At 66.2% G+C, this 24,824-nt stretch carries 25 protein-coding genes; 6 read left to right on the top strand and 19 right to left on the bottom strand.

What is annotated here, in order from left to right; translation table 11 throughout:
* Window positions 1–62 precede the first annotated feature (62 nt).
* The 13 genes from FHS47_RS19895 to FHS47_RS07635 form a co-directional block, all read right to left on the bottom strand.
* Entirely contained in the window at window positions 63–1,502 is a 1,440-nt protein-coding gene (locus FHS47_RS19895; protein WP_167025249.1) for a flagellin, read from the bottom strand.
* A gap of 401 nt (window positions 1,503–1,903) precedes the next feature.
* A complete protein-coding gene (gene flgL, locus FHS47_RS07690; protein WP_167025246.1) occupies window positions 1,904–3,103 on the bottom strand; it encodes a flagellar hook-associated protein FlgL in 1,200 nt (399 codons plus the stop codon).
* Between the two features lie 2 nt (window positions 3,104–3,105).
* A complete protein-coding gene (gene flgK, locus FHS47_RS07685; protein ID WP_167025244.1) occupies window positions 3,106–4,980 on the bottom strand; it encodes a flagellar hook-associated protein FlgK in 1,875 nt (624 codons plus the stop codon).
* 38 nt (window positions 4,981–5,018) lie between these two features.
* Window positions 5,019–6,023, bottom strand: coding sequence for a flagellar assembly peptidoglycan hydrolase FlgJ (flgJ, locus tag FHS47_RS07680; RefSeq protein WP_167025241.1), 1,005 nt, complete (start codon window positions 6,021–6,023; stop codon window positions 5,019–5,021).
* Window position 6,024: 1 nt separating this feature from the next.
* Entirely contained in the window at window positions 6,025–7,122 is a 1,098-nt protein-coding gene (locus FHS47_RS07675) for a flagellar basal body P-ring protein FlgI (RefSeq protein WP_167027777.1), read from the bottom strand.
* Between the two features lie 26 nt (window positions 7,123–7,148).
* On the bottom strand, window positions 7,149–7,829 hold the full coding sequence (gene flgH, locus FHS47_RS07670; protein ID WP_167025238.1) for a flagellar basal body L-ring protein FlgH: 681 nt from the start codon (window positions 7,827–7,829) through the stop codon (window positions 7,149–7,151).
* Window positions 7,830–7,837: 8 nt separating this feature from the next.
* Window positions 7,838–8,623 carry a flagellar basal-body rod protein FlgG gene (flgG, locus tag FHS47_RS07665; protein WP_167025235.1) on the bottom strand — a complete coding sequence of 262 codons (786 nt, stop codon included), beginning with the start codon at window positions 8,621–8,623 and terminating at the stop codon, window positions 7,838–7,840.
* A 62-nt stretch (window positions 8,624–8,685) separates the two neighbouring features.
* Entirely contained in the window at window positions 8,686–9,426 is a 741-nt protein-coding gene (gene flgF / locus FHS47_RS07660; protein WP_167025232.1) for a flagellar basal-body rod protein FlgF, read from the bottom strand.
* 12 nt (window positions 9,427–9,438) lie between these two features.
* Complete coding sequence (gene flgE / locus FHS47_RS07655) at window positions 9,439–10,665, bottom strand: flagellar hook protein FlgE (protein ID WP_167025230.1); 1,227 nt, start codon at window positions 10,663–10,665, stop codon at window positions 9,439–9,441.
* Window positions 10,666–10,685: 20 nt separating this feature from the next.
* Window positions 10,686–11,333 carry a flagellar hook capping FlgD N-terminal domain-containing protein gene (locus FHS47_RS07650; RefSeq protein WP_167025227.1) on the bottom strand — a complete coding sequence of 216 codons (648 nt, stop codon included), beginning with the start codon at window positions 11,331–11,333 and terminating at the stop codon, window positions 10,686–10,688.
* Window positions 11,334–11,341: 8 nt separating this feature from the next.
* On the bottom strand, window positions 11,342–11,755 hold the full coding sequence (gene flgC / locus FHS47_RS07645) for a flagellar basal body rod protein FlgC (RefSeq protein WP_167025224.1): 414 nt from the start codon (window positions 11,753–11,755) through the stop codon (window positions 11,342–11,344).
* Entirely contained in the window at window positions 11,752–12,171 is a 420-nt protein-coding gene (gene flgB, locus FHS47_RS07640) for a flagellar basal body rod protein FlgB (RefSeq protein ID WP_167025221.1), read from the bottom strand. The genes flgC and flgB overlap by 4 nt, the downstream gene beginning before the upstream one ends.
* Window positions 12,172–12,540: 369 nt before the next feature.
* On the bottom strand, window positions 12,541–13,458 hold the full coding sequence (locus tag FHS47_RS07635) for a chemotaxis protein (RefSeq protein ID WP_167025218.1): 918 nt from the start codon (window positions 13,456–13,458) through the stop codon (window positions 12,541–12,543).
* Between the two features lie 237 nt (window positions 13,459–13,695).
* On the opposite strand from FHS47_RS07635, the gene FHS47_RS19565 reads away from it, so the two are divergent.
* The 5 genes from FHS47_RS19565 (at window position 13,696) to FHS47_RS07610 (ending at window position 17,873) form a co-directional block, all read left to right on the top strand.
* Window positions 13,696–15,003: a methyl-accepting chemotaxis protein gene (locus FHS47_RS19565; RefSeq protein ID WP_247741277.1), complete on the top strand. Its 1,308-nt coding sequence runs from the start codon at window positions 13,696–13,698 to the stop codon at window positions 15,001–15,003.
* Window positions 15,000–15,698, top strand: a complete 699-nt coding sequence (gene flgA / locus FHS47_RS07625) for a flagellar basal body P-ring formation chaperone FlgA (RefSeq protein WP_167025215.1) — start codon at window positions 15,000–15,002, stop codon at window positions 15,696–15,698. Before FHS47_RS19565 ends, flgA begins: the two co-directional genes overlap by 4 nt.
* Window positions 15,699–15,801: 103 nt before the next feature.
* Window positions 15,802–16,110, top strand: coding sequence for a flagellar biosynthesis anti-sigma factor FlgM (gene flgM / locus FHS47_RS07620; protein ID WP_167025212.1), 309 nt, complete (start codon window positions 15,802–15,804; stop codon window positions 16,108–16,110).
* Window positions 16,107–16,550: a flagellar protein FlgN gene (locus tag FHS47_RS07615; protein WP_167025209.1), complete on the top strand. Its 444-nt coding sequence runs from the start codon at window positions 16,107–16,109 to the stop codon at window positions 16,548–16,550. Before flgM ends, FHS47_RS07615 begins: the two co-directional genes overlap by 4 nt.
* Window positions 16,551–16,604: 54 nt before the next feature.
* Window positions 16,605–17,873 carry an HDOD domain-containing protein gene (locus FHS47_RS07610; protein WP_167025206.1) on the top strand — a complete coding sequence of 423 codons (1,269 nt, stop codon included), beginning with the start codon at window positions 16,605–16,607 and terminating at the stop codon, window positions 17,871–17,873.
* 22 nt (window positions 17,874–17,895) lie between these two features.
* Here the strand turns inward: FHS47_RS07610 and FHS47_RS07605 are convergent, their stop codons facing one another.
* Window positions 17,896–18,738, bottom strand: a complete 843-nt coding sequence (locus tag FHS47_RS07605) for an oxidoreductase (protein ID WP_167025203.1) — start codon at window positions 18,736–18,738, stop codon at window positions 17,896–17,898.
* Window positions 18,739–18,906: 168 nt separating this feature from the next.
* Here FHS47_RS07605 and FHS47_RS07600 point away from each other — a divergent pair, with 168 nt between their 5' ends.
* Window positions 18,907–19,788, top strand: coding sequence for an AraC family transcriptional regulator (locus FHS47_RS07600; protein ID WP_167025200.1), 882 nt, complete (start codon window positions 18,907–18,909; stop codon window positions 19,786–19,788).
* 4 nt (window positions 19,789–19,792) lie between these two features.
* On the opposite strand, the gene FHS47_RS07595 is transcribed toward FHS47_RS07600, so the two are convergent.
* The 5 genes from FHS47_RS07595 to ggt form a co-directional block, all read right to left on the bottom strand.
* Entirely contained in the window at window positions 19,793–20,200 is a 408-nt protein-coding gene (locus FHS47_RS07595; protein WP_167025197.1) for a DUF2000 family protein, read from the bottom strand.
* A gap of 53 nt (window positions 20,201–20,253) precedes the next feature.
* A complete protein-coding gene (locus FHS47_RS07590) occupies window positions 20,254–21,111 on the bottom strand; it encodes an AraC family transcriptional regulator (protein WP_208381844.1) in 858 nt (285 codons plus the stop codon).
* Window positions 21,112–21,172: 61 nt separating this feature from the next.
* Window positions 21,173–22,222 carry a TMEM43 family protein gene (locus FHS47_RS07585; RefSeq protein WP_208381843.1) on the bottom strand — a complete coding sequence of 350 codons (1,050 nt, stop codon included), beginning with the start codon at window positions 22,220–22,222 and terminating at the stop codon, window positions 21,173–21,175.
* Between the two features lie 10 nt (window positions 22,223–22,232).
* Window positions 22,233–23,096, bottom strand: coding sequence for an MBL fold metallo-hydrolase (locus FHS47_RS07580; protein ID WP_167025194.1), 864 nt, complete (start codon window positions 23,094–23,096; stop codon window positions 22,233–22,235).
* 10 nt (window positions 23,097–23,106) lie between these two features.
* Window positions 23,107–24,810 (bottom strand): gamma-glutamyltransferase, encoded by a 1,704-nt coding sequence (ggt, locus tag FHS47_RS07575; RefSeq protein WP_167025191.1) that lies wholly within the window; start codon window positions 24,808–24,810, stop codon window positions 23,107–23,109.
* Between the last annotated feature and the right edge of the window lie 14 nt (window positions 24,811–24,824).

The following is a 24,824-nucleotide window of genomic DNA, read 5'->3' as shown; positions in this document are numbered from 1 at the left end:
TGACAACTAAGCAATTACCCTGCCAAGGCCCGGGAAGCCCCGGGCCCGCCGGTCTTACCTTGTTACTGGAGCAGCTTCTGGACGATCTGCTGGCTCTGGTTCGCCTGGGCGAGCACCGAGACGCCGGCCTGCTGCAGGATCTGGGCCGAGGACATGTTGGCCGTTTCCTGGGCGAAATCCGCATCCGTGATGGCCGAACGCGAGGCCGTCAGGTTCTGCGAAATGTTCTGCAGGTTGGAGATCGTGGACTCGAAGCGGTTCTGCACGGCGCCGAGGTCCGAACGGAGGTCGGAGATCGACTGCAGGGCGGCATCGACGCGGTTGATCGTGTCGTTGGCACCGTCGACCGTCTTGATGCTGGAGTCGGCCAGCGTGCTCGTGGTGGAGACGTTGATCGCACCCGCCGTCAGGCCGGCGGCCGTGACGTCGGCGGCGGTACCGCCCACCGTGATGGTGGAGGCCGAGGCAAACTTCACCGAACCGTCGGAGCCGACGTAGGCGTTGATGCCGTCGCCCGACTTGGCGTTGATGGCATCGGCGAGGTCCTGCGCCGTGTTGAACGTGCCCTTGATGCTGAAGGCGGCGTTGCTGCCAACCTGGAGGGTCACATCACCGACCGTGAGCGCAGCCGGAGAACCCGCGTCCACGCCGTTGACGCTGGTCAGGGTGCCCAGGGAGCCCGCGCCGGTGCCGCCGACGACCGGGGCGACGGAATCCTTGCCCGTCGTGGCGTCAGTCAAGACGAGTTTGCCATTGGCATCGATGGCGGCGGTAGCTCCCGCACCCGCCGTGCCGAGTGCAGTGTTCAGGGCGGCTGCAAAGCCGGCGGCATCGGTGGTGTCCGTGTTGAGCGTGATGGCCTTGCCGTTCACCGTGAGGTTGAAGTTCGTCGTGGTGAAATCGAAGCTGGCCGGCAGGGCCGATGCCGTTGTGGTGCCCGCGGTATTGGCGGCCGCGACGAACCCGCCGATGGACCCCGAAGCCAGCTGGCCGACCTGGTTCGCCTTCACACCCTTGTCGAGGCCGACGGTGATGACTTCACCGACGTTCGCGCCGACCTGGAAGCTGAGTTCCTTGGCGGAACCGTCGAGCACCTTCATGCCGTTGAAGTTGGTCTGCGTGGCGATACGGGTGACTTCCGACAGACGCTGCTGCACTTCGGCGTCCAGAGCGGCGCGGTCGCTGGCGGAGTTCGACGCGTTGGTCGACTGCACGGCCAGTTCGCGGATGCGCTGCAGGTTGTTCGTGACTTCGTCCAGCGCCGACTCGGTGGTCTGCGACAGCGAGATACCGTCGTTGGCGTTGCGGACAGCCTGGGTCAGGCCGTTGATCTGCGTGGTGAAGCGGGTCGAAATGGCGAGGCCGGCGGCGTCGTCCTTCGCGCTGTTGATGCGGTTACCCGAAGACAGACGCTCGATCGCCGACGACAGCTTCGTCTGCGAGGTGCTCAGGTTACGCTGAGCATTCAGCGACATGATGTTGGTGTTGATGGTCAGAGCCATGGGATTTTGATCCTTTGTAAGCGGAACCGAATTGCCGGAAGTTATGCGGCGTTGTCCGGCGGGGTTCCGTTAGGGAAGCCTTCCGCCTCGGAGAGGTTTACGGCACGCCGGGGAGAAACTTGAGGACTTTTTCTACCTGTCAACCACTTTCTTGATCAGGGCCGAAGGCATGCCGCCTCATGGCTCTGTCGCGGAAGTTATCGGCCGCTCCCGGAGAGGATTTAGGGTGAATTTCATGAGGTGCCTCATCGAGACGCGAGGGCCGAATCCGACAGCGCATCCACCTTTCCCGAATCGCAAGAAAAAGGCGGCCTCTCGGCCGCCTTGAAGTGGATCTCTCGCTCGCATCCAATCGCCGATGAAGCGGCTCCCACAATTTCCTCCGCCGTTTCCTCTGCGTGTTACTTGAGGTAATTGAACAACGTGAGGTTCTGCATTTTCACGTACGCCTGTTGCGCCGCAGTGAGCGCCGTCTGCTGCTGCACGAACTGGCTCGTTGCGCTGGCGTAGTCGAGATCTTGCAGGTTGGACAGCGTGGTCTGGTACTGCAGCTTCACGTCGTCGCCGATCTGCGACTGCTGGTCGAGCGTGTTCATGCGCGCGCCGATCTTCGTGCGCGTATTGAGGAAGCTGGTGGACGCCTGATCGAGGTTCTGCAGTTGCGCGTTGATCTGGTTGTTCATCGGAGCGCCGCCACCCGGTGCCTCGAAGGCATTGATGATGCCCGCAACGGTGGAGAAGACGTCCTGCGACGAGGAGGGACCCACGGCGAACGTGTCGCCGGCGGCGGGAGTCCCCGTGATGTTGAGCTGCGCACCCTTGAAGTTGATCGTGCCTGTCTGCCCGGTGTAGGTACCCGTGGCAAGCGGCGGATCCGTCGGAAGCGCCGCATTGTCGCGAATCTCGTAATCCGTGGCCGTGGTGAAGGTGATGGTGTAGTTGCCACCGTCCCACGCCGAGGCGTCGGTGACCGAGGTGGACCCGACCACGGCCGTGCCGGTGTTGGTGGCGCCCGCACTGGTAATGAACGTGCCGTTGCCGCCGCGGATGGCCATGAAGACATCGGAGCCGCTGTCGCCGGTGGCCACCTGGAGACCGGCCGCGGCGGCGACCATGCGCTGGCTCTGGTCGCCCCCGTAATTCACCGTGAGGCCATCGATGGTGAAAGGCTGCGTGGTCGTGCGGCTGCCCGCGAAGATGTACTCGCCCTGTCCGTCGCGCGTATTGCCCAGGGCCACCAGCTGCTTGAGCGTCTGCCGCAGTTCCGTGGCGATCGACTGACGGGATTCGTCCGTCTGCGTGCCATTCATGCCTTCCAGCGTGAGCGAGCGGATGCGGTCGAGGATGTCGCCCGCCGAATTCAGTGCCTGTTCTTCGACGGAAAGGCGCGTGGTGGCGGACTGGATGTTACGCGTGTACTGGTCGTTCTGGGCGGCAGCCGAACTGGTATCCACGGCGCGGGCGGCCGCGGCGGGGTTGTCCGCCGGCGTCTGGATGGCCTTGCCGTTGCCGAGCGCAAGCTGGGTCTGCGACAGCGAATACTGCCGGTCCAGCATCGTGTTGACGGCCTGCTGCTGCCCCCAGGAAGTGGAAATACGCATGATCAGCCCCGTACCGCGCTCAGGAGGGAATCGAAGATGGTGTTCGCCGCGTTGATGACCTGCGCGGCGGCCGCGTAAGACTGCTGGAAACGCAGGAGGTTGGCGGCTTCCTCGTCCATGTTCACTCCCGAGAGACTCTGCTGCGCCGACGTGGCCTGGTCGAGGATGCTCTGCTGTGCGTCGAGCGCCGTGTTCGCTTGCGCGCCCGCCGTGCCCACCTGTGCGATCAGCTGGCTGTAGGACTTGCCCACGGTGGTGACGCCATTGTCGAGCACGCCCTTATTGGCGACATCCGCCAGGGCGAGCGCGTTTCCGTTGTCACCGCTGGCCGATCCGGCCGGCTTCACGCTGAAAGTATCGTTAGCGGCAGGCACGCCGGAAAGCTTGAGCGTCCAGCCGTTGCCGGTGATGGTGTCGCCGGCGGCATAGGTCTGCGGCGCCCCGCCGTTGATCGAATACGTGGTAGGCGAGCTGAAGACGATGTTCACCGGCGTATTGAACGCCGGATCGGTGGGATCGGTAACGGTGAGATTGCCCAGGGTGGCCTTGCCGGTGTTCATGGCGCCCTTGCTGGCGGCCAGCGGGCCGGAAGCCGCGATCTTGTTCGTGTCGCTGATGGCCACGCTCATGGTCGATGCGGCGTTGCGCGTGGGCTGGATCTGGAAGCTGTCGCCCGCCTGGGGCACGCCCGAAGGCACGGTAATGGCGAGGCCGTCGATGAGGATGGGGTCGGCAGCCGTGCCGGTTCCCGTCGAAGGCACGGCGACACCTGCCGTGGTCGTGACCGACCAATTCGTGCCGTCGAAACGCATGACGTAGTCGGACGCGCCCAACTTGCCGACATCGGTGATCTTCGCCGCGACCTGGGCGTTGCCCTTGTTGCCCGTGTTGTCGAAGACCGCGGGGTCGGCGATATTGAAGAACTCGCCACCGGCGGCGCCGTTGAGGTCGATACCCTGCGCATGCTGCTTGTTGAAGGCATCCGTCAGCGCGATGGCGGAACGGCCAAGCTGGTTCCGGGCGGGATCGAGTACGTTGGTGCGAAAATCGAACGTGGCGCCGAGGGAACCGGAACCAAGCTGACTGCTGATGATCGATCCGGTCGGACCGACGATCTCCAGCCGCGAGCTGTCGTACGGATTGTTGGCTGTGGCGATCTTCGTCGAATCCGTGCCGTTCACCAGCGGCAGGCCGTTGCCGACGGACACCGTGACCATGTTGTCGCTGCCCTGGCTCACGTTCACGCCGACGATCTGCGACAGCTGCGAGATGGCCTGGTCGCGCGCGTCGAGCAGGTCGTTCGGTGCGGCGCCACCGATGGAGGCGCGCGCGATCTGGCCGTTGAGATCGGCGATGCTCTTGGCCAGGCTGTTGATGCTGTCGACCGAGTTGCTGATTTCCTGGTTCGTCTGCTGGTCGATCTGCTGGAACTGCGACGACAGCGAGCGGAACGTGGAGACGAGCGAACTGGCCTTGCCGAGCAGTGCCTGGCGGCTTGCGGTGTCCACCGGCGCATTGGCCACGTCGCTCACCGCGCCGAAGAAGCCGTCGAGCGCCGTCTGCAGGTTGGCCGAACCGCTCACCGCGTTGTTCGCCGCGGCGGTGAGGCCCGCGTATTGCAGCGCGCGGCTCTGGCCGGAGTTGGCCGACCACACGGACTGGGTGAGGAACTGGCTGTAGGCGCGCTGGACGCTGACCGCATCGGCGCCCTGCCCGATGTAATAGCCGCCGTTGAACTGCGGCGTGCGCGCATTGAAGTTCGTGATCTGCCGGGTGTAGCCGGCAGTGTTCACGTTGCTGATGTTGTGGCCCACCGTGGACAGGCCTACCTGCGAGGCAAGCAGCCCGGAAACACCGGTGGAGAGCAGATCGGCCATCGTCGTATTCCCTTTCTAATCCGTGGTCGGCATGCGGATCACAGTTCCGCCGCGATCTGCTTCAGCGCCGCGAGCGCCTGCTTCATGATCGGGCCGTTTGCGATGTCGGTGAGCTTGCGCGCGTAGCTGGGGTCGGTGGCGTAACCACCCTTCACCAGGGCATGCGCGAAGCCGGCGACATCGTCGCCGCGGCCCACGGCGCTCGCGTAGCGGGGGCTGCTGGATACCATGTCGGCATAATCCTTGAACGAGTCGGACGGCGAGTCGTAGGCGCGAAAGCTGTCCTTGCGGCGCACAGCCACGCCATCTTCGTATTCGAGCGTCGGCACATTCACGCGCTTGCCGTCCCAGCTGCTTCCGGCCTTGATGCCGAACATGTTGAAACTGCTGGTGTGGCCCTGTGCCGGCATATGCTTGCCCCAGCCGGTTTCCAGTGCCGCCTGCGCAAGCAATGCACGCACCGACACACCGAGCTTCTTCGCCGCCTCGATGGCATGCGGCGCAAGCTTCTGCACGAATTCCTCGGGGCTGGACACCGACAGCTTGCCCACCGCGCCGGCGACGGCATCGGCACCCTCGCCCACCGCGCGCCCGGCGTTGCCGATCATGCGCTCCAGCGAGTCCATGAGGCCGCTCTGCTGGTCCGAAGGCGACGACACGGAAGCCACCGTGCTCGCATCGCCCGTGACGCCTGCGAAAGGATCGGTGGAAGCGGCGGTCGGCGAGGCGGCGCTGCCGCCCAACTGGCGAATGAGCATGTCCGCGATGCCGATGCCACGGCCCTGCGACAAGGTCAGCGACAGCTGGTGATCGAACATGTCGCGGTACGCGTTGCCCGCTTGCGAACCCATGATGTCGTCGCCCAGCGCGGAGCTCGCATCGCGCATGGATTTCAGCATCATCTGCGTGAAGATGGATTCGAACTGCTTCGCGACAACAGGGAGGGCGGCCTTGGAGTCCTTCTGGGCCGCCGAGCGCAGGCCCGCGAACGCGGACATGTCCGTGTAGGTGCCAAGCCTCTGTGTGTCGACGGGCGCGGCCATGTCAGATCACCACCAGTTCGGCGTGCAGCGCGCCGGATTCCTTCAGCGCCTGGAGGATGGAGATAAGGTCGCTGGGCGACGCGCCGACCTGGTTCACCGCGCGCACGATGGCGTCGAGGCTGGTACCCGGGCCGAACTTGAACATATGGCCGCCCTCTTCGCTCACGGCCACCTGGCTGCTGGGAACGACGGCGGTCTGGCCACGGCTGAACGGTGCCGGCTGGCTGACCTGCGGCTGCTCGCTGATGGTGACCTGGATGGCGCCGTGGGCCACCGCCGCGGCGCCGACCTTGACGTCGGAGCCGATCACGACGGTGCCGGTGCGCGAGTTCACGATGATCCTTGCCGGCGCGTCGCCAGGAGTGACCTCGAGCGCCTGGATGGTCGACAGCCAGGAGACCCGCTGCGACGGATCGATCGGCGCACGGACCGCCACCGAGGCGGAATCGACGGCATTCGCCGTACCCGCGCCGAACGACTGGTTCACCGCCTGCGCAATGCGCGCGGCGGTGGTGAAGTCGGCGGTGTTGAGATTCAGCATGATGTCGCCGCCCTTGTCGAAGGACGAGGCCACGCTGCGCTCGATGCTGGCGCCGCCGGGAATGCGGCCGCTGGCCGAGATGTTCACCTGCACGCTGGAACCGCTCTTGCCCTGCGCGCTCACGCCACCCACCACCACGCTGCCCTGGGCGATGGCGTAGACCTGTCCGTCGGCGCCCTTCAGCGGCGACATCAGCAGTTCGCCGCCGCGAATGCTCTTGGCATTGCCAATCGAGGACACCGTTACGTCGATACGCTGGCCGGGCTTGGCGAACGGCGGCAGTTCGGCGGTGATGGTGACGGCCGCCGCGTTCTTGAGCTGCGGGCGCACGTTAGGCGGCACATTCACGCCGAACTGCTGGAGCATGTTCTCCAGGCTTTGCGTGGTGAATGGCGTCTGGCTCGTCTGATCGCCGCTGCCATCGAGACCGACGACGAGGCCATAGCCGATCAGCTGGTTGCTGCGCACGCCGCCCACCTGCACGAGGTCGCGGACGCGATCGGCATGCGCGGGTACGACGGCCCCGAGCGCCAACACGGCGAAGGAAACCTGGAGCATGCGGCGGAAGGAGCGAAAGGCGTTCATCAGAACGGCATCCACTTGGAGTCGAAGAAGCGCGACAGCCAGCCACGCGTGTTCGAGTCGGCCAGGGTGCCCTTGCCCACATACTCGATGCGCGCGTCGGCGACGCGGCTGGACGGCACGATGTTGTCGTTGCCGATGTCCTGGGGACGGACGATGCCGGAGATGCGCACCAGTTCCTCGCCCTGGTTGATCGTGAGCCACTTCTCGCCGCGGACAACGAGCGCGCCGTTGGACAGGCGCTGCGCCACCGTGACGGTGATCTCGCCCGTGAGCTGGTTGCTCTGGCTGGAGGAACCGTCGCCGTCGAACGCATTGTTGCTGGAAAGGGAGCTGTCGGCCGCCTTGCCACCGATGCGGAGGCCCTGCCCCAACAGCGTGGGCGAGGCGATGTTGTTGCCGTTCTTCTTGCTGGTGCTCGTCGCCGCCTTCTTGCTGGCCTGCGTGGCCTCGACCAGGGTGATGGTGAGGATGTCGCCGATGCGGTGTGCGCGCGGATCGGCGAACAGCTCCATCGACTGCTGGTCGGCATAGATGGAACCGGTGGCCTGCGGTTGCGCTGCGGGCTCCACCGGAAGCGTGGCCGCGTACATGGGCCTCGGGGTGGGCGGCACCATGGCGCAGCCGCCGAGGACGAGAAGCGGCAGCGCGGCGACAAGGAGGCGGGCGAAGGGACGATTCATGGGGTGTCTCAGGTCTTGTTGGAGATGAACTGCAGCATCTGGTCGGCCGCCGAGATCGCCTTCGAGTTCATCTCGTAGGCGCGCTGCGTCTCGATCATGTTCACCATTTCCTCGACCACGTTGACGTTCGACGTTTCGAGGGAGTTCTGTTCGAGGGTGCCTAGGCCGTTGAGCCCGGCCGTGCCCGTCTGCGGCGCGCCACTGGCCGCCGTTTCCAGGTACATGTTGTCGCCGCGCGGCTCGAGGCCGGCTGGGTTCACGAAGTCGGCGAGCTGGATGGTGCCGATCTGCTGCGAGGCCGCGCTGGCCGCGGTCGTGACACTCACCGTGCCGTCCTTGCCGATGGTGATCGTCTTCGCATTGGCCGGAATGGTGATGGCCGGCTCGATGGGGTAGCCATCGTTGGTGACGATCTGGCCGTCCTGGTCCTGCTTCAGCGCGCCGTCGCGCGTGTAGCCCACGGTGCCGTCGGGCATGGTCACCTGGAGGAATCCGCGACCCTCGATGCGCACGTCCAGCGGGTTGCCCGTCTGCTGCACGCCGCCATCGTCGAACATCTTCTGCGTGCCGACCACGCGTACGCCCGTGCCGATCATGAAGCCGGTGGGCGACTGGGTCTGCTCCGTCGTCTGCGCGCCGGCCTGGCCACGGTTCTGGTAGGACAGGTCCTCGAACTCGGCACGCGAACGCTTGAAGGCGGTGGTGTTGGTGTTGGCGAGGTTGTTCGACACGACATCCATGCGCGTCTGCTGCGCATCGAGGCCGGTCTTGGCGATCCAGAGGGACGTGAACATCGTTGACTCCTGCGCGCGGGCGCTTTACGTGCCGGCGACGGAATGGCGTCGCGCGGCGGTGGTTATCCCACCTGTAGCAATTTCGATGCCGACTGGGCGTTCTCGTCGGCCGTCTTGATCGAACGGACCTGCATCTCGAACTCGCGTGAGAGCGAGATCATCTTCACCAGCACGTCGGATGGGTTGACGTTGCTGCTTTCCACCGCGCCGGAGACGAGCTTCACACCCGCGTCGGCGGGCGCCTGGCTGCCGTCGCGCATATGCATCAGGCCGTCGGAGGCATAGGTGAGCTGGTCGTTGCCTGGGTTGACCAGCTTGATCCGGTCGGTGGTGGCCACCGTCGCCGGCGATTCGCCGAGCGGCACGACCGAAATCGTGCCGTCCGCGCCGATCTTCACGCTGGATGCCTGCGGGATGGTGATGGGACCGCCACCGCCCAGGACGGCGTTGCCCTTGGCGTCCGTCAACAATCCGTCGGCATCGATGCGCAGGTTGCCGGCACGCGTATAGCCTTCCGTGCCGTCCGGCGTCTGTACCGCTATCCAGCCGTCGCCCTGCACCGCCACGTCGAGATCGTTGCCGGTTTCCATCTGGTTGCCGGCGGTGGTGTCCCACCCCGTACCCTGGGCCACACCGTTGATGCGCGTCTGCAGGCCATCGCCCTGCACGGGCAGGCTCTGGAACGCCGACAGTTCCGCCTTGAAGCCAATGGTGTTGGCGTTGGCGAGGTTGTGGGCCACTTCGGCCTGCGCCCTCATGATCTGCGAGGCGCCGGTCATCGCGACATATACGGAGCGGTCCATGGGGGGGCTCGCTTAGTTGCGGATGTTGATGATGGTCTGGGTCAGCTTGTCGTCGGTCGAGATGACCTGCGCGTTCGCCTGGTAGTTGCGCTGCGCCTTGATCATGTTGACCAGCTGCGCGGTGAGGTCGGCCGTGTTGGACGCTTCGAGCTGGCCCGCCTGTACCGTGCCCACGTCGCCCGAGTTGGCCACGCCGCGGATGGGTTGGCCCGATTCCGACGAGGGCACCCAGTTGGTGTCGTTGAGCTGGCGCAGGCCCTGGTTGTTCGCGAAAGTGGCGATCGCCAGCTGGCCGAGCGGCGTGGACACGCCATTGGAATAGATGGCCGAGACGGTGCCGTCCTTCGCCACGTCGATCTTCGAGAACTTGCCTGCCGCGTAGCCGTCGGTCGGTGCCGCGGTGGTGGCGTAGTTGTCGCCGAACTGGGTGATCTTGGTGACATCGACCGCCACGTTCAGCGGAGCGGCGCCGGGATTGGGCGACACCGCGCCGAAGGTGAGCTGGCCGTTGGCCGGCGTGACGATCGCACCGCCGGAGCTGAACGCGATGGGCTGTGCCGTGCCAACCTGCGTGCCGTCCATGGTCATGTACGCGTTCCACGTGTTCGGATTGGTGGCGTCCTTCACGTAGTAGATGTTCGTGGTGTGGGTGGCACCCAGCGAGTCGTACGACTGGAACGTGGACAGGTAGTTGTACGTCTGGTCGTTCGTGGGATCGAACGCGCCGCCGGTCGGTGCCTTGGCGTTGGCGGAAAGGTTCGCGGTGAGCGACACCTTGGTGCTGGCCTTGGCCGGGCTGGAACCGTTGGTGATCTTGAGATCGGTAAGGGCGCTGATGTCGAAACCGCCCGCCGCCGACGGCGGATACGCCTGCACGAACTGACCCGTGGCCGTGACGATGTTGCCCTGGTCGTCCGGGTGGAAGTTGCCGGCGCGGGTATACGAATAGCCGGCACCGTCGCGGATGGTGAAGAAGCCCGCGCCGCTGAGACCGAAGTCGTACGAATTGCCGGTCTGCGTGAGGTTGCCGTCGCTGAACTGCTGGGCGATGTTGGTCAGGCGCACACCGCTGCCGGCGGCATTGGCGGAAAGGTTCTCGCCCGCCACGGAGTAGACCTGCGAGAACTCGGCGCGCGAGCCCTTGAAGCCCACGGTGTTCACGTTGGCGATGTTGTTGGCGGTGACTTCCAGGTCGGAAGACGCCGCGTTGATGCCGCTGAGGGCAATTTCGAATGGCATGATGGGTTTCCTCGCTGGACTTACAGGATTTGCGCGATCTGACTGAGCAGGGCGCCGCCGTAGCCGGCCACCTGCAGGTACGTACCGTCGGTGCCCGAGGCACCCACGCCTTCCACCTTTCCACGAACGAACGTGTCGATCGCGGTTCCGCCGGAAGTTGCGGAGATCTGGTAAACGCCGTCGTTCAACTGCGTGCCGTCGTCGGACTTGCCGTCCCAGGAGAACTTCACGAGGCCGGCGTCGGGCTGGCCGAGGGAGATGGTGCGGACAACGGTGCCCGCCTGGTCCTTCACCTGCACGTTCACGTAGGTGCCGGAGGTACCGACGTTCACGGCGCCGTTGAGCGTGCCGTCCGCCAGCTTGCCGGCGGAGGAAGGCACCAGCACTTCCTGTCCCACCAGCGACGCGGCTCGCACGAACTGGTCGCCGGACAGGTTCGTGGCCAGCGAATCGAACGACTGCTGCAGTTCCTGGGTGGCGGCCACCTGAGAGAACTGCGCCATCTGCGCCACCATCTGGGTGGAATCCATGGGCTTGGTCGGGTCCTGGTTGGTCATCTGCGTGACCATGAGCTTCAGGAAGTCCGACTGGCTCAGCGTCTGCTGCTGCAACTGGCTGGACGACGACTGTTGCCCGGAGGAATTGCCGTTGATGGAATCGACTGCCATGGGAATCCTTATTTGCCGAGATCCAGCGTCTTCTGCATGAGCTGCTTGGCGCTGTTCATGACCTCGACGTTGTTCTGATAGGAGCGCGACGCGGAGATCATGTTGACCAGCTCGTCGACCGGATTGACGTTGCTCGAATACACGTAGCCGTTGGCATCGGCGATCGGGTTGGACGGCTCGTAGCGCGACTGGATCGGCGCCTGGCTTTCGGTGACACCGAGCGTGCGCACGCCTGCGTTTTCCAACTGGCCGTTGATCTGCTGCTGCACCGCCGAGAAGAGCGGCTGCTTCGCGCGATAGGCCGCGGCTTCGCTGCCGGCAAGGCTGTCGGCGTTGGCCATGTTGCTCGCGGTGGTGTTGAGGCGGGCGGACTGCGCAGCCATGCCCGAACCGGCGACGTCGAAGATCTTCAGCAGGCTCATGAGGAGGATCCGGTGATGGCCAGCCGCATGGTGTGGATCTGGCCGTTGATGAAGCCGAGCGAGGCCTGGTAGTGGATGGCGTTCGCGGCGAACTGGGCCTGCTCGACCTGGGTGTCGACGGTGTTGCCGTCCATCGTGGGCTGGGTTTCCGCGCGATAGGCCAGCTTGTCGGCCTGCGCCAGGGCGACGGCCGGATTGCCGCCGATGTGCCCCGGCTCCGTCGCCGTCATGGGCAGCGAACCGGCTTCGGTCGCGCCCGTGGCCGCCTGCATCGCCTTGCGGAAATCGAGGTCGCGCGCGAGGAAGCCGGGAGTGTCGGCATTGGCGAGATTGGAGGAGATCACCTCGGCACGCCGCTGCCACAGGCCGAGGGCCTGTGCGTGCACACCGAACAATGCATCGGGTTTGTCGATCATGGGCTCTCTCCCCTCGTGACCTTGGCGAGGGGATGGAGCAATTCGCGTGCCACGCCCCGGATGAGGGTGTGAAATGGCTTGGTAGCGCCGTTTCAGGGCGAAAGGGAAAGTGGGGCGCCGGAAATCCGACGCACCCAGGAATCGCCAGGTGACGGAGAACCGCCGTGCACGAAGCTGTCAGGCCCTGTGGGAGACGTCAGACCCTGTGGGAGCCGGCTATGCCGGCGATCCCGCGGCAGCGGGCAACCCCGCCGCGAGCACCCATCGCCGCTGAAGCGGCTCCCACACAAAGCTCGCCAGCTTGTGGGGAAAATCTCTGTGCTTGGGGAGGGCTTCTGAAAAAGACAGTTGCTCCCACATAAAGACCGGTCAGGCGGGGAGGAGCTCGAGCACCGCGGTCGCCAGGACGTCTGGCTGGAACTTCGCGATGAAGCGGTCGGCGCCCACGCGGGCCACCATCGCCTCGTTGAACACGCCACTGAGCGAACTGTGCAGGAGCACCTTCACGTGGCGCAGCTGGGCGTCCTCCCGGATGGCCCGGGTGAGCGCGTAGCCGTCCATGGAGGGCATCTCGATGTCCGAGACGACGAGCGCGATGCGATCCGCGGCGGGGCCCATGGTGAGCGTGCGCAGGACGTCCAGGCCTTCGCTGCCGTCCTTGGCCACCACGCATTCGAGGTCCATCTTGCGGAACAGGTCGACCAGCTGCGTTCGGGCCACCAGGGAGTCGTCCACCACCAGGATTCGACGGTTGCCGACATGCTGCACCTGCGCCGCGTGCTGTACCCGATCGGAGAGTTCCACGGCTCGCGGGTCCACGCTGGCGAGCACCTGCTCCACATCGACGATGGCGAGCAGGTCGCCGTCGATGCGGGTGACGGCGTTGACGCGGGGACCATACCCCAGTGCAGGCGGCGGCGCGGCCATCTGGGCGCCATCGACATGGATGATGCGGTCCACGTCGGAAACCAGAAAACCCTGCACAGAGCGGTTGAACTCGGTAACGATGAGGTGCGCGGTGTCCACCGCGGCCAGCGGCGGGTAGCCCATGGCGGCGGCGAGGTCGATCACGGGGATCGTGTTGCCGCGATAGTCGAAGCTACCTGCCACCAGCTCGTGCATGCTGGGCATCCGCTCCAGCCGCGGCCTGCGCAAGACCTCGCGCACCTTGAACACGTTGATGCCGAAGGCCTGGCGATCGCCCAGGCGGAACAGCAGCATGGCCACGCGGTTGTGGCCCGCCAGGCGGGTGAAGGTTTCCACGGTATCGAGGAGCGGTCGGGCCATGGGGTGCGCGTGCGTCGAAGGAGGTGTCGCGAACCGTATCGGCACACGGCCGCCAATCTGTAGGAGCCGCTATAGCGGCGAAGGGATTCCCATCTCATCGCTTCCCGGCTTCGCAGGCTTCTCGCCGCTATAGCGGCTCCCACAGCCGTTGTCATGGCACATGGATTGCATGACTCAAGAAACACGTGGCCCGACCGATCTATTGGGCCGACCATCCGTAGAGCGAAAGCGAACATCATGACCCTCCTTTGGAGCCAGCACGTCCGCCTCCTTGCCCAGGCCGCAGCCACCGGCGACACAGCGCGCGTCCGCGCACTGGCCGCACAGTATCCGGCCGCCGCCAGCGCGCTGGGCGCATTGCTGAAGCCTGCGGAGCCGCGCACTGTCGCGGCCACGACCATCCAGGCGATCGAACAGCAGGGCATGGCGCTGAACAGCGCCCAGGCGCTCGGCGCCACCTTGCAGGAACTCGGCACCGCCGCCGACAGCGCCCGGGACACCGCCGGACGTTTGACGGAGGCGAGCGCCAGGATTTCGACGGCGATCGACCAGGTTCATACCGGCGTGGCCGGCATGGCCGACGCAGGCGACAAGGGCCAGGCTACGTCGGCCGAACTCGACGGCCAGCTGCGCCTGCTGCGCAGCGCCCTGTCGGGCATGAGCCGCAACCACGCCCAGTTTTCCGAATACTTCACCGCCATCCGGAAGCTCACGGCCACGGTGCAGGACATCGCCCACCAGACGAATCTCGTGGCGCTGAACGCCGCCATCGAGGCCGCGCGCGCCGGCGAGGCGGGCCGCGGCTTCGCCGTGGTGGCCGACGAAGTGAAACAGCTGGCGGAGAAGACCACCCAGGCCACCGCGGAAATCGATCAGGTCACCCAGGCCGTGGGCGAGTTCTCCGGACAGCTCGACGACGCCGTGCAAACCAGCCTGCGCCGTCTCGAACAGTCGCAGTCCGGCATCGCCGGCATGCAGGCGTCCCTCGGCCGCGTCGACGAGGCCGTGCGGGGTGCCCGCGGCAGCCTCGACGCGGCACGCGAAGGCATGGCCGCGCTCCAGGGCCGTATGGCCGCTATCCAGGCCACGCAATCCACGCTCGGCCGCGTAACGAACGAGGCGCGTCGGCAGGCCGATGCCGCGGCCCGCGCCGTGGTGCTCGCGCATCGCCTGAGCCTCAGCCGCCTCGAAACCGAAGGCAACCTCGACGCCGCCAGCCTCAGCCAGATGATCCGCGAAGCCACCCAGGGCCTTCGCTATGCGCTGGAACTTGCCGCGCGCGATCCGTCCAGCCTCGATCGCCGCTGGCTCGACACCACCCCGATGATGCGCTGCCTGGAAAAGCTGCGCGCCCTGCGGCCCGAAGGCAGCGCCGATCTCGCGCACGCCGCGGGCGAACGGTTCTCTGCACTGGCCTCGCAGTACGCGATCACGCTCGGCGAAGGTCGCCATGCCGACGCCAGCCACATGCTGCCGGGTCTGACGCGGGAACTGGACGCGATCACGCAAGGCCTCTCCGTCTCACTGGCAGAGCGCGCCGCGTGACCCGTCGCGCCGTCGCCGTCGCCACCCTCGCCGTTCTGCTGGCCGCACCGCTTTCCGCGGCGGCCACGCAGTCCCTCGAGGCCGTGCGTGCGGCGGCGGTGAACTGGCTGCAACAGCACCGTACCCTCCCCGGCGCGCGCATGACCGCGGAAGCCGCGCCGCTGGACAGCCGTCTGCAACTCGCCGATTGCGCCGCTCCCTTGGATGCGTCGTTGCCGGGCAACCGTCGGCTTACGGCGCGGGTCAGCGTCACGGTTCGCTGTCCGGTACCTGGCGGTTGGACGGTGCGCGTGCCCGTCAGCGTGAAGATGTTCACGAACGTGCTCGTCACCAGCCGGCCGCTCGCGCGCGGCGACGGCATCGGCGCCGCCGACGTCCATGGCGAGGAACGCGACGTGGCCGGGCTGGCCTATGGCTATGTCGCTGGCCTGGACCAGATCGAAGGCCGCTCGCTGGCCCGCCCGTTGAGCGCCGGCACGGTTCTCACGCCCGGCATGCTCGCCGGCCGCCAGGCCGTGCGCACGGGCGACGCGGTGAGCATGGAAGCCAGCATCGAGGGCGTGACGATCCATGCGGAAGGCGTGGCCCTGGGCGCCGGCGACACCGGCAGCCGGATCAAGGTCCGCAACGCGTCGTCAGGCAAGGTGCTGGACGCGGTCGTCAGCGGGCCGGGCACGGTCGCGGTCCTGCCATGAACGAAATCCGAACCGTGTCACATTCCGTGGTCCAGGCCCGTTAAAGTTCGCCGTCAGAGCGCCGATAACGGTCTGACGGAACAAAGCTCCGAGGGATACACCCATGACGACACCCATCAAACCCGGCCTCCAGGCTCCCCAGCCGCAGGTCCAGTTGCGCACCCAGAGCCCCGGCGCCGGTTCCGCCGGCTCCGCCCAGGGCGCTGCCTCGGTGCGCCCGAGCGACGACAGCGTGAAGATCACCGACTCGGCGAAGGCACTCGACGCCGCCAGCCGCGGCGAAGGCATCGACACGAAGCGCGTGGAAGAAATCCGCGCCCGTCTCGCCGAGGGCACCTACAAGCCCGACGCCCAGGCCATCGCCAGCAAGTTTCTTGCGATGGAAGGCCAGATCGGCGGCGTCAAGGCATGAACCCGCCGCTGGGCCGGGACTTCGACACGGCACTCGCGGCCGTCATGGGCGATCTCGCCGTTGAGGTCGACGCCCTGCACGCCAGCCTGATCGAGGAGCGTCTCGCCCTCGACCAAGGCGACGCGCAGGCGCTGGACGCCGCAGGCCGCACCAAGGGCAACCTCCTCGACCGGATCGAGAAACTCGACGTCGAGCGCCGCCAGCTCGACGCTGCCGCCGGTGTCGACAGCCTCGCCGATCCACGCTGGGCGCCGACGATCGACCGGCTGCGCGAATGCCGGGGTCTCAACGAAACCAATGGCCGCATCGTCGGACAGCGGATGAGCCACGTGCGCCAGGCGCTGGCCGTGCTCTCGGGCGAAGCCCCCGGCGGCGGGACCTACGGCCCGAACGGCGTCGCGAAGGTCAAGCTCCGTTCCGCGACACTTGCACAGGTTTGAAGGCGACAAACCAGCGACACTCACGATTCCCGAAGACGGTGCAAGAAGAAAGCAATGGCAGTAACTCCCCAGCTGACCGCGGTGAATGACGACGGCATCCTCCCCATCGTTCGCGTGCCTGTCCTGGACAGAAAGCAGTCGCTTTTCGCCTACGAACTACTCTTCCCGCGGCCGATCGGCAGCGACATCGAGGCCGCCGCGCTCGCCCACACGCAGGCGACGCTGAGCGCCATCGCCGACGGCAGCCTCAAGCGGCTGGTGCGCGACAACCGCGCGTTCCTGCACATGTCGCGCGATCTCCTCCTCCAGCATGCCGACATCCTGCGCCATAACGCGCGCCTGGGCGCCAGCATCAGCGCCGATGTGGGCACCGACGAGCAACTGCTCGAGAAACTGCGCGAGCTGAAGGGGCATGGCTGCCTCTTCATGCTCGAAGATTTCAACCTTCCCGCCGATCCGGAACACCGCGCCGGCGTGGACGCCCTGCTGCGCATCGTGCAGTTCGCCAAGGTGGCGGTCGATCATCGCCATCCGCTCGCGGCGAAGGCGCACATGGATTACGTGCACGCGTTCGGCGTCAAGGTCATCGTCACCGGCGTCGACACTCACGAAACCTTCGTGGAATACGCCGAACAGGATGTCGACGGTTTTCAGGGCAAGTACCTGTTGCGCCCTGAACGCGTGGACATGCCGCGCCTCACCCCAAGCAGGCTCGGTGTGCTTCGCCTCATGGGGGCGCTGCAGGATCCGGACAACGGTCCCGTCGAGCTGGGTAAGATCATCCGCGACGACGCCATCCTCAGCTACAAGCTGCTGGGCTGCGTGAATTCCGCCTACTTCGCCCTGCCCCGCCAGCTGAAATCGGTGGAACAGGCAGCCGTGTTCTTCGGCGTGAACCGCATGCGCAACTGGATCTTCACCATGGCCGTGTCCGGCATGGACGAGCGTCCGCCGGAGTTGCTGCGCCTGGCCCTCATCCGCGCGCACATGTGCGAGAAGCTGGCGCGAGCGGTAAGGCCGGAACTCCAGGAAATGGCCTTCACCGCCGGCCTGTTCTCCCTGCTCGACACGCTGATGAACGTATCGATGGCGTACGTGCTGGAGCACCTGCCGCTGGCCATCGAGATCCGCGAAGCGTTGCTCGAGGGCACGGGTCCCTTCGCCGCCATCCTCGACCAGATTCGCCATTGGGAACAGGGCGAACTGGAAAGCGGTGCGTCGTTGTCCGAGCAGGACGTGGCCGCCATGGCCACGATCTACGTCGAAGCCGCGAGCTGGGCCGACCACGTCTACGCGTTCGCCGACGGCAGCGCCGCCGCTTAGGCGCTGCCAGCGGCGTCCCGCCTTACGCGGGGAAGTCCGTACTCATCGAGATGTCCTTCACTGCCTCGAAATTCGCCCGCAGCTCGTCCAGCCTGCTGCTGAGGAACTGATAGGCGTCCGAGCCCAACGGCAGCCGCAGGGGCGGATGTTCCATGTCGACCGCCCCGATGATCGCTGCCGCTCCGCGTGCCGGGTCGCCAGGCTGCGTGCCGGTATACGCCCTGGTCTGTCGGCGGCGCTCGCCGGCCGTGGCGTCGTAGTCGTCGATGATCGTCTTCGATTCGATCACGGATCGTCCTGCCCAGTCGGTGCGGAAGCGGCCCGGCTCGACAATGATCACCTTGATGCCCAGCGGCCCGGCTTCCTTCGACAGCGATTCCGAGAAACCCTCCACCGCCCATTTTGTCGCGTGGTAGTAACCGGTAGCCGGGACCGCCAGCAGCCCTCCCACGGAAGAAACGTTCACGATGTGACCGCTCCGGCGCTTGCGCATTCCGGGTAGGACATGCCGCGTGAGCGAGATCAGGCCGAAGACGTTGGTCTCGAACTGGCGCCGGATCTCTTCGTCCTCGCCCTCCTCGATCGCCGAGAAATAGCCGTAGCCCGCATTGTTCACCAGCACGTCGATGCTGCCGAATCGTGCGTATGCATCGGCGACGGCCTTGCGGATGGCATCCTCGCTTGTGACGTCCAGCGCCAACGCCAGCGCCGTATCGGGATGCTTCGCAACGACGTCGCGCAACCGCTCGGGGTTCCGGGCGGTGAGCACCACGCGTTCGCCACGAGCAAGGACCTGCTCGGCCAGTTCGCGACCCAAGCCGGTGGAACAACCGGTAATGAACCAGATCTTTTTCGAATCGGACACGGGTATTTCCTCGGGGACAGGGAGAAGCCGCCATCGGCGGTACCCGAAAAGGATGCGCGTGATGAACCTCGCGGCCTACGCCGATGCTGCCGGTCTTTTGCACGATCCTGCCAATCCACCCCCAAAGTCGTTCAGGTGTAGGTGGCTTGCCGGTGCATAATGGACCCCATGGAAACATTGCTCGAACGCATGTGCCACGTCGTGGAACGCCACGCCGCCCACTTCCGGCAGGAAACGTCGATCCCGGGCCTTACGCTTTACCGCGTGAACCAGCCGTTGCCGCCGGCGCACGTCCTGTACCGTCCCAGGATGGTCGTCATCCTCCGCGGCAGCAAGACCATCGCGGCGGGTGACGCGCCCTTCCTCGCCGACTCATCCACGTTCCTCCTCGTGACCGTGGACCTTCCGGTGTGCACGCAGGTGCTCCTCGACCATGAGAGCCGCTCGCACCTCGGGTTCTCTTTTGACATCGACCGTGTCGCCCTGGCGGAAACCATGGCGAAGATGCCGTCCGACGGACGCGCAGCGGCGAGGCCGGCCGGCGTGGCGACGGCCGCGATGACGCCGGCCCTGGCGGAACCGTTCGCACGTTTGCTCGACCTGCTGGACAAGCCCGACGACATTCCGTTCATCGCGCCGCTGGTGGTACAGGAGGTCTACTACCGGGTGCTCGGCGGTCACCTCGGCGACACCCTCCGCCAACTCGCGCTCAGCGGTTCGCACGCAGCGCAGATCGACCGGGCCACGCAATGGATCAAGGCGAACTACGCTGCGCCGATGGCGATCGATGCGCTGGCGGAAGCCACAGGCATGAGCGTCACGTCATTCCACCGTCACTTCAAGGCGATGACGCTGATGACACCGGTGCAGTACCGCACCAGGTTACGGCTGCAGGAGGCGCGCCGGCTGCTCCTGGCCGACGCCCGATCGGTCGGCACCGCTGCCGCGATGGTCGGTTACGACAGCCAGTCGCAGTTCACCAGGGACTACAAGAGGATGTTCGGCGCCCCGCCCGGCGCCGATGTGGCGCGGGTAGCGGGCGCCGTCTGACGCTTCACTCGTGCAGCGATAGCCCTTTCAACGTCTTCTCGACGGCATTCTTCGGGCCGCGCACCGCCATCCCGACGAAGTTCATCGCGTCGACGTCCTCGTCGCGGAAGACACGGCGGTTCTCTGCGTCGTTGCCGGTCCGGAACATCGCTTCGACGTACGGGACGATCGTCAATTCCCGTTCGAGCGCCTTGCGATGGATCTTGCGCAGCGCATCCACGCCGGCGCCGTAAATCATCATCGGCTGGATCAGCATGCGCCCATACGTCACGCCGGCGGCGTCTTCATACGGCTCGCCCAAGGCCTCTGGCGCTGCCGCGGCGATGCCGGTGGCGAGGAACGCCACTACGTTGAGTTTCTGCCAGGTCAGGAGGTCGTCGCGAACGATCAGCGCCACTTTCGTATCGAACATCGAGGGGTTTCCATGGAAGGTTACCCGCGAGCATCGACACGATGGCTGCACGCCTATAGAACGTTTGTGCAAGCCCGCTGGTACGCGCCGGGGGACATGCCGAATGCACGGCGAAACCAGCGTCCGAGGTGGCTCTGATCGGCGAAGCCGACCGCCATCGCCACGTCCGCCGGGGTATCGCCGCGCGTCAGGCGATCGCGCGCGGCGCGTAGCCGAAGGTTGACCAGGTATGCGTGCGGCGACTGGCCGACCGCCGCCGTGAACTGGCGATGGAGCCGGAACCGGTCCATGCCGGCATGCGTGGCCAGATCGTCGAGGCCGATGTCGTCGGCCATATGCGCATGGAGGTAATCGCGAACGCGCGTCGCGGCGGATCGCTCCGATGCCGCCTGCGTGGCGCGATGATCCCAGTGATCCGAGAGTTGATCGACCAGACGATGCAGGCTGACGTCGCGCGCCAGCCGCCCTTCCCTGCCGTGGATGGCGGCGAAGGCACGGACGATGGCATCGCGCAGGCCATCGTCGTCGGTCAGCGTTTCGCGGAATCGTCCCGACAGCGCGGTGCTTGCCGCCGGCAAACGTCCGTCGAGCGCTGTGCGAAGCCAGGACTGCGGAAGGTAGAGCATGGCGTAGGTGAACCCGCCTTCCTCGATGGCGTCGCCATCGTGCACGGCGCCAGGCTCGATGAGGATGACGCGGCCGCGGGTACTCGTGTGCGTCGACCGGTGGCAGCGGAAACGCTGGATGCCGTCCTGCGTAACGCCGATCAATACCTCGTCGTGTGCGTGGGCGTCGTAGGCATGCCCGGTGAAGTGGGCCTGCACGCTTTCGATCCCCGTCTCGGCGTCACGACGGATATGAAGCCAGTCATTCGGATGGCGGGATGGGGCCGGCATGCGTCGAGTATGCATGCACCGGCCACCGGAGGTGGAGTCCGGACTTCGACGCCGAGCGACTCCCCGCGGGTTCCCGTCAGGCAGGTGCGGTGCGCTGCTGCACCCGCCAGATCGCCAGGCCCGCGCCAAGCACCGCGAAAAGCAACCACACGCTTGCCGCCATGGCGTCGCCACCCAACCACATCACGCCGGCAACGGCGGGAACCACCACGGCGCCGATGCCTATGGCGAACAGCACATCGCGTTGCAGGCGGCTGGTGAGGGCGAGCAACCATGCGCCCAGGACCGCCAGCAGGAACGAAGCGAGGCGTATGGGCAGTACCGCCTGGGGCGGCTCGGGCAACGCCGGAAGCACGTCGAGCAGGCTGCGCTCGCCCACCTGTACGTCGAAGCCGCTCCCGCCGTTGGCCGTAGCGGCCGGCACGAGGGTGTCGCCGTCGATGCGGGCGAGCACGGTCATGGCCTGTAGCGGTACGGCTTCCCAGCTGATGCGCAGATCGCCCAGACGCGGATTGGCGGGCTTGTTGCTGGTGACCAGGGCATCGCCGGCACGCTGGAACGTGGCGGCCAGGTTCGCCGGCAAGGCCTTTTCGTCGGGTGGCACGGCGACGCGGCCAGGGAAGGCGCGCAAAATGGGCTCGGACAGCTTGAAGTTACCCAGCTTCACCTCGCCCGCCTCGAACTGACGCCCCTGGATGGGAAAGTGGCCGGGATTCACATGGCCGGCAGGCTTCGCGAATTCAGACGCGTCGATGGGCCGGTCCACCCAATCGAGTTCGTAATGCGTGTTGCCGCCGACCGTGATTTCGCGCCACTGGAACATCTCCACATGGCGAATGAGAATGGGCGACTCGGCGCGGACGCCGAACTCCGCGTCGCGCGGCGCGTCCACGATTTGCGGCATGCCGCTCACCCGGGTCAGCGAACCGTACTGGCCGGCGCCGGGCCTGCCGGCGGCCCCCAGATCGAGCACTGGGGCGCCGTGGCGCGCCAGCGCCGCGGTGTAATCCATGACGCGGCGTTCGTTCCACGCAATGAGGCCCAGGCCGGCGAGCAGCAACGCCGCTCCGGCCAATCGCGCCCCCAGGGCCATCCCCGCCTGCTTCACCCTGTATGTGGATGTCATCCTGCCCCCATCATGCCGCTGCCCAGGCATCGACCCCGGCTAATCGTTCAAGGATATCGGCCGCCGAGTAGCGACCTTTATCGTCCCGTGCGACAGACGCCACCGCGCAGCCGTGATCGTGGGTGAAGAACAACCGGACGCCCCGCGCCATCTTGTCGTCGAGGAATGCTTTCTTCTCGTCGATGAGTTTCTCGGGCCAGCGGTCGTAGCCCATCGTCACGGGCAGGTGCACCCACGCACGTCCCGGGATCAGGTCGGCGCAGAACGCCACACCCCCGACTTCGGCCAGCATGAGGCCCGGCGTGTGGCCCTCGGAAAATTCGAAGCGCACTGCGTCGCCCAACGACGACGGCTTGCCCTCTTCCACCAGTTCAAGGCGGCCGCTCTCCTCGAGCAGACGCACGATCTCCGGTACGAACGACGCACGGTCCCGCGGATGCGGATCATGGGCACGTGCCCAATGTGCGGCGCCGACGAGGAAGCGCGCCTTCGGAAAAAGCAGCCGCGCAGGTTCGCCCTCGGCCCACGGCGCGAGAAGCCCGCCCGCGTGGTCGAAATGCAGGTGCGAGAGAACGACGGCATCGATGTCCTCGTGACCGAGGCCCGCCTCCGCCAGGGAATCGAGCAGCACGTGGCGGTCTTCGACCACGCCGTAGCGCTCGCGCATGGCGGGATCGAAGAACGCGCCGATACCTGTCTCGAAGAGCACGTTGCGCCCGTCGAGGCCTGTGACGAGAAGGCAGCGGCACGCCAGCGGAATGCGGTTCTGTTCGTCGGGCTCTATCCAGCGCGACCACATGGCGCGCGGCGCGTTACCGAACATCGCGCCGCCGTCCAGGCGTTGCGAATTGCCGATCAGTGACCAGAGTTTCACGTGTCGAGCCTCACTGCACCTTGCCCAGTCCCGACGGCCGACGCGGATCGCTCGCTGCGTCGAGCGTGTTGGTCCGATGGTCCCACGTAACGACGTTCATGAAGCCCCAGGGTGAGCGATTGCGCAGCACGTATCCCATGTCGGTGAGGGCCTTGCTGGTGGCGTCGTCGAAAACGCCGGCCTCGACGTCCACGCGGTCAGGCAGATACTGGTGGTGGAAACGTTTCTGCGCCGTGATTTCCGATGCGCTCTTGCCGTCCACGAAGGCAAGGATGCCTTCCAGCACCTGGGTGATGATCGTGGAACCGCCCGGCGAGCCGATCACCGCGGTGCGATCCGCACCGAACACGAAGCTCGGCGACATCGACGAGAGCATGCGCTTGCCGGGTTCCGGTGCGTTGGCGAGCGCCCCGCGCAGGCCGAAGGCGTTCGGCTGCCCGGGAACCAGCGCGAAATCGTCCATCTCGTCGTTCAGCACGACGCCGGTGCCCTTGGCAACGAAGGCCGAACCGAACTCGAGGTTCACCGTGAGCGTGGAAGCCACCATGTTGCCGTCGGCATCGATCACCGAGAAATGCGTGGTATGCATGCCCGGCTCCGGTGCCATCGCGGTGGGCAGGAGGTCTGACGGCGTGGCCTTGTCTGGCGAGATGGTGGCGCGGAGCCCATCGGCGTAGTACTTCGACAGGAGCATGTCGAGCGGCATCTTCACGAAGTCCGGATCGCCCAGATATTCGTTGTGGTCGCGGAAGGCGCGGCGCATGGCCTCGATGGTGAGGTGCGCGGCATGCGCCGCATCGAGCTTCGTCAGGTCGAAGCCGGAGAGGATATTCAGGATCTCGGCGATCGCCACGCCGCCGGACGACGGCGGTGGCGCGGTAACGATGCGATAGCCCTTGTAGTCCACGCTGAGGGGCTCGCGTTCTTTCACCCGGTAGGCTTCGAGGTCGGCGGCGGTCCAGTTGCCGCCGGCAGCGCGCGACGCGGACACCAGCAGCTTCGCCGTTTCGCCCTTGTAGAAGCCGTCGGCACCGCCGGCAGCGAGACGCTCGAGCGTCTTCGCCAGGTCCGGCTGGCGCAGCGTCCAACCCTTCTGCGGTGCATTTCCGCCCGGGAGGTAGATCGCGGCGGAGGCCGGATAACGCGAAAGGACGTCCTTGCGGTCCTCGATGGCCCCGATGAAGCGCTCGTCCGGCTGATAGCCTTCCCTTGCGATGCGAATGGCAGGCGCCAGCGAGACGGAAAGTGGAACCTTGCCGTAGTGGGCCGCGATCCAGGCCAGCCCGGCGGGCTCGCCCGGAATGCCTGCCGAAAGCGGGCCGTTGGTGGACACGTCGCGATTCGGCTTGCCGTCCTTGCCCACGTACACCTTCATGTCCACGGCCTTCGGCGCCGTTTCGCGGGCGTCGATGAAAACGTTGCGACGGTCCGATGCGCGATGCAGCAGCGCGAGAAATCCGCCGCCGATGCCGGAACTCTGCTGTTCGACTACGGCCAGGGTGGAGGCCACCGCGATGGCGGCGTCGAAGGCGTTGCCTCCCTTGTCCAGTACCTCGAACCCGGCGTTGGTGGCGAGGTAGTTCGCGCTGGCGATGGCGGCGTGGCCAGGACCTTTCGGGGCCGCAGCCGGCGCGTCGAGCGCGGAGGCCTGACCGGTGCCGACGACGAGGAAGAAAGTCGCGGCAAGCACACGCCACGAAGGGGCATGGAGCATGGGGTTGTCTCCGA

It is taken from the genome of Luteibacter sp. SG786, from assembly GCF_011759605.1.
GTDB lineage: Bacteria > Pseudomonadota > Gammaproteobacteria > Xanthomonadales > Rhodanobacteraceae > Luteibacter.
This window is presented reverse-complemented; position numbering and strand designations above follow the sequence as displayed.

What these genes read in the sequence shown, in the direction of transcription:
- FHS47_RS19895 (WP_167025249.1), bottom strand. Translation starts at nt 1,502, where the DNA reads ATGGCTCTGACCATCAACACCAACATCATGTCGCTGAATGCTCAGCGT.
- flgL (WP_167025246.1), bottom strand. Translation starts at nt 3,103, where the DNA reads ATGCGTATTTCCACTTCCTGGGGGCAGCAGCAGGCCGTCAACACGATG.
- flgK (WP_167025244.1), bottom strand. Translation starts at nt 4,980, where the DNA reads ATGGCCGATCTGCTCTCCACCGGTGTTTCCGGGCTGCTTGCCTCGCAG.
- flgJ (WP_167025241.1), bottom strand. Translation starts at nt 6,023, where the DNA reads ATGGCCGCGCCCGTCGACACACAGAGGCTTGGCACCTACACGGACATG.
- FHS47_RS07675 (WP_167027777.1), bottom strand. Translation starts at nt 7,122, where the DNA reads ATGCTCCAGGTTTCCTTCGCCGTGTTGGCGCTCGGGGCCGTCGTACCC.
- flgH (WP_167025238.1), bottom strand. Translation starts at nt 7,829, where the DNA reads ATGAATCGTCCCTTCGCCCGCCTCCTTGTCGCCGCGCTGCCGCTTCTC.
- flgG (WP_167025235.1), bottom strand. Translation starts at nt 8,623, where the DNA reads ATGTTCACGTCCCTCTGGATCGCCAAGACCGGCCTCGATGCGCAGCAG.
- flgF (WP_167025232.1), bottom strand. Translation starts at nt 9,426, where the DNA reads ATGGACCGCTCCGTATATGTCGCGATGACCGGCGCCTCGCAGATCATG.
- flgE (WP_167025230.1), bottom strand. Translation starts at nt 10,665, where the DNA reads ATGCCATTCGAAATTGCCCTCAGCGGCATCAACGCGGCGTCTTCCGAC.
- FHS47_RS07650 (WP_167025227.1), bottom strand. Translation starts at nt 11,333, where the DNA reads ATGGCAGTCGATTCCATCAACGGCAATTCCTCCGGGCAACAGTCGTCG.
- flgC (WP_167025224.1), bottom strand. Translation starts at nt 11,755, where the DNA reads ATGAGCCTGCTGAAGATCTTCGACGTCGCCGGTTCGGGCATGGCTGCG.
- flgB (WP_167025221.1), bottom strand. Translation starts at nt 12,171, where the DNA reads ATGATCGACAAACCCGATGCATTGTTCGGTGTGCACGCACAGGCCCTC.
- FHS47_RS07635 (WP_167025218.1), bottom strand. Translation starts at nt 13,458, where the DNA reads ATGGCCCGACCGCTCCTCGATACCGTGGAAACCTTCACCCGCCTGGCG.
- FHS47_RS19565 (WP_247741277.1), top strand. Translation starts at nt 13,696, where the DNA reads ATGACCCTCCTTTGGAGCCAGCACGTCCGCCTCCTTGCCCAGGCCGCA.
- flgM (WP_167025212.1), top strand. Translation starts at nt 15,802, where the DNA reads ATGACGACACCCATCAAACCCGGCCTCCAGGCTCCCCAGCCGCAGGTC.
- FHS47_RS07615 (WP_167025209.1), top strand. Translation starts at nt 16,107, where the DNA reads ATGAACCCGCCGCTGGGCCGGGACTTCGACACGGCACTCGCGGCCGTC.
- FHS47_RS07610 (WP_167025206.1), top strand. Translation starts at nt 16,605, where the DNA reads ATGGCAGTAACTCCCCAGCTGACCGCGGTGAATGACGACGGCATCCTC.
- FHS47_RS07600 (WP_167025200.1), top strand. Translation starts at nt 18,907, where the DNA reads ATGGAAACATTGCTCGAACGCATGTGCCACGTCGTGGAACGCCACGCC.
- FHS47_RS07595 (WP_167025197.1), bottom strand. Translation starts at nt 20,200, where the DNA reads ATGTTCGATACGAAAGTGGCGCTGATCGTTCGCGACGACCTCCTGACC.
- FHS47_RS07590 (WP_208381844.1), bottom strand. Translation starts at nt 21,111, where the DNA reads ATGCATACTCGACGCATGCCGGCCCCATCCCGCCATCCGAATGACTGG.
- FHS47_RS07585 (WP_208381843.1), bottom strand. Translation starts at nt 22,222, where the DNA reads ATGACATCCACATACAGGGTGAAGCAGGCGGGGATGGCCCTGGGGGCG.
- ggt (WP_167025191.1), bottom strand. Translation starts at nt 24,810, where the DNA reads ATGCTCCATGCCCCTTCGTGGCGTGTGCTTGCCGCGACTTTCTTCCTC.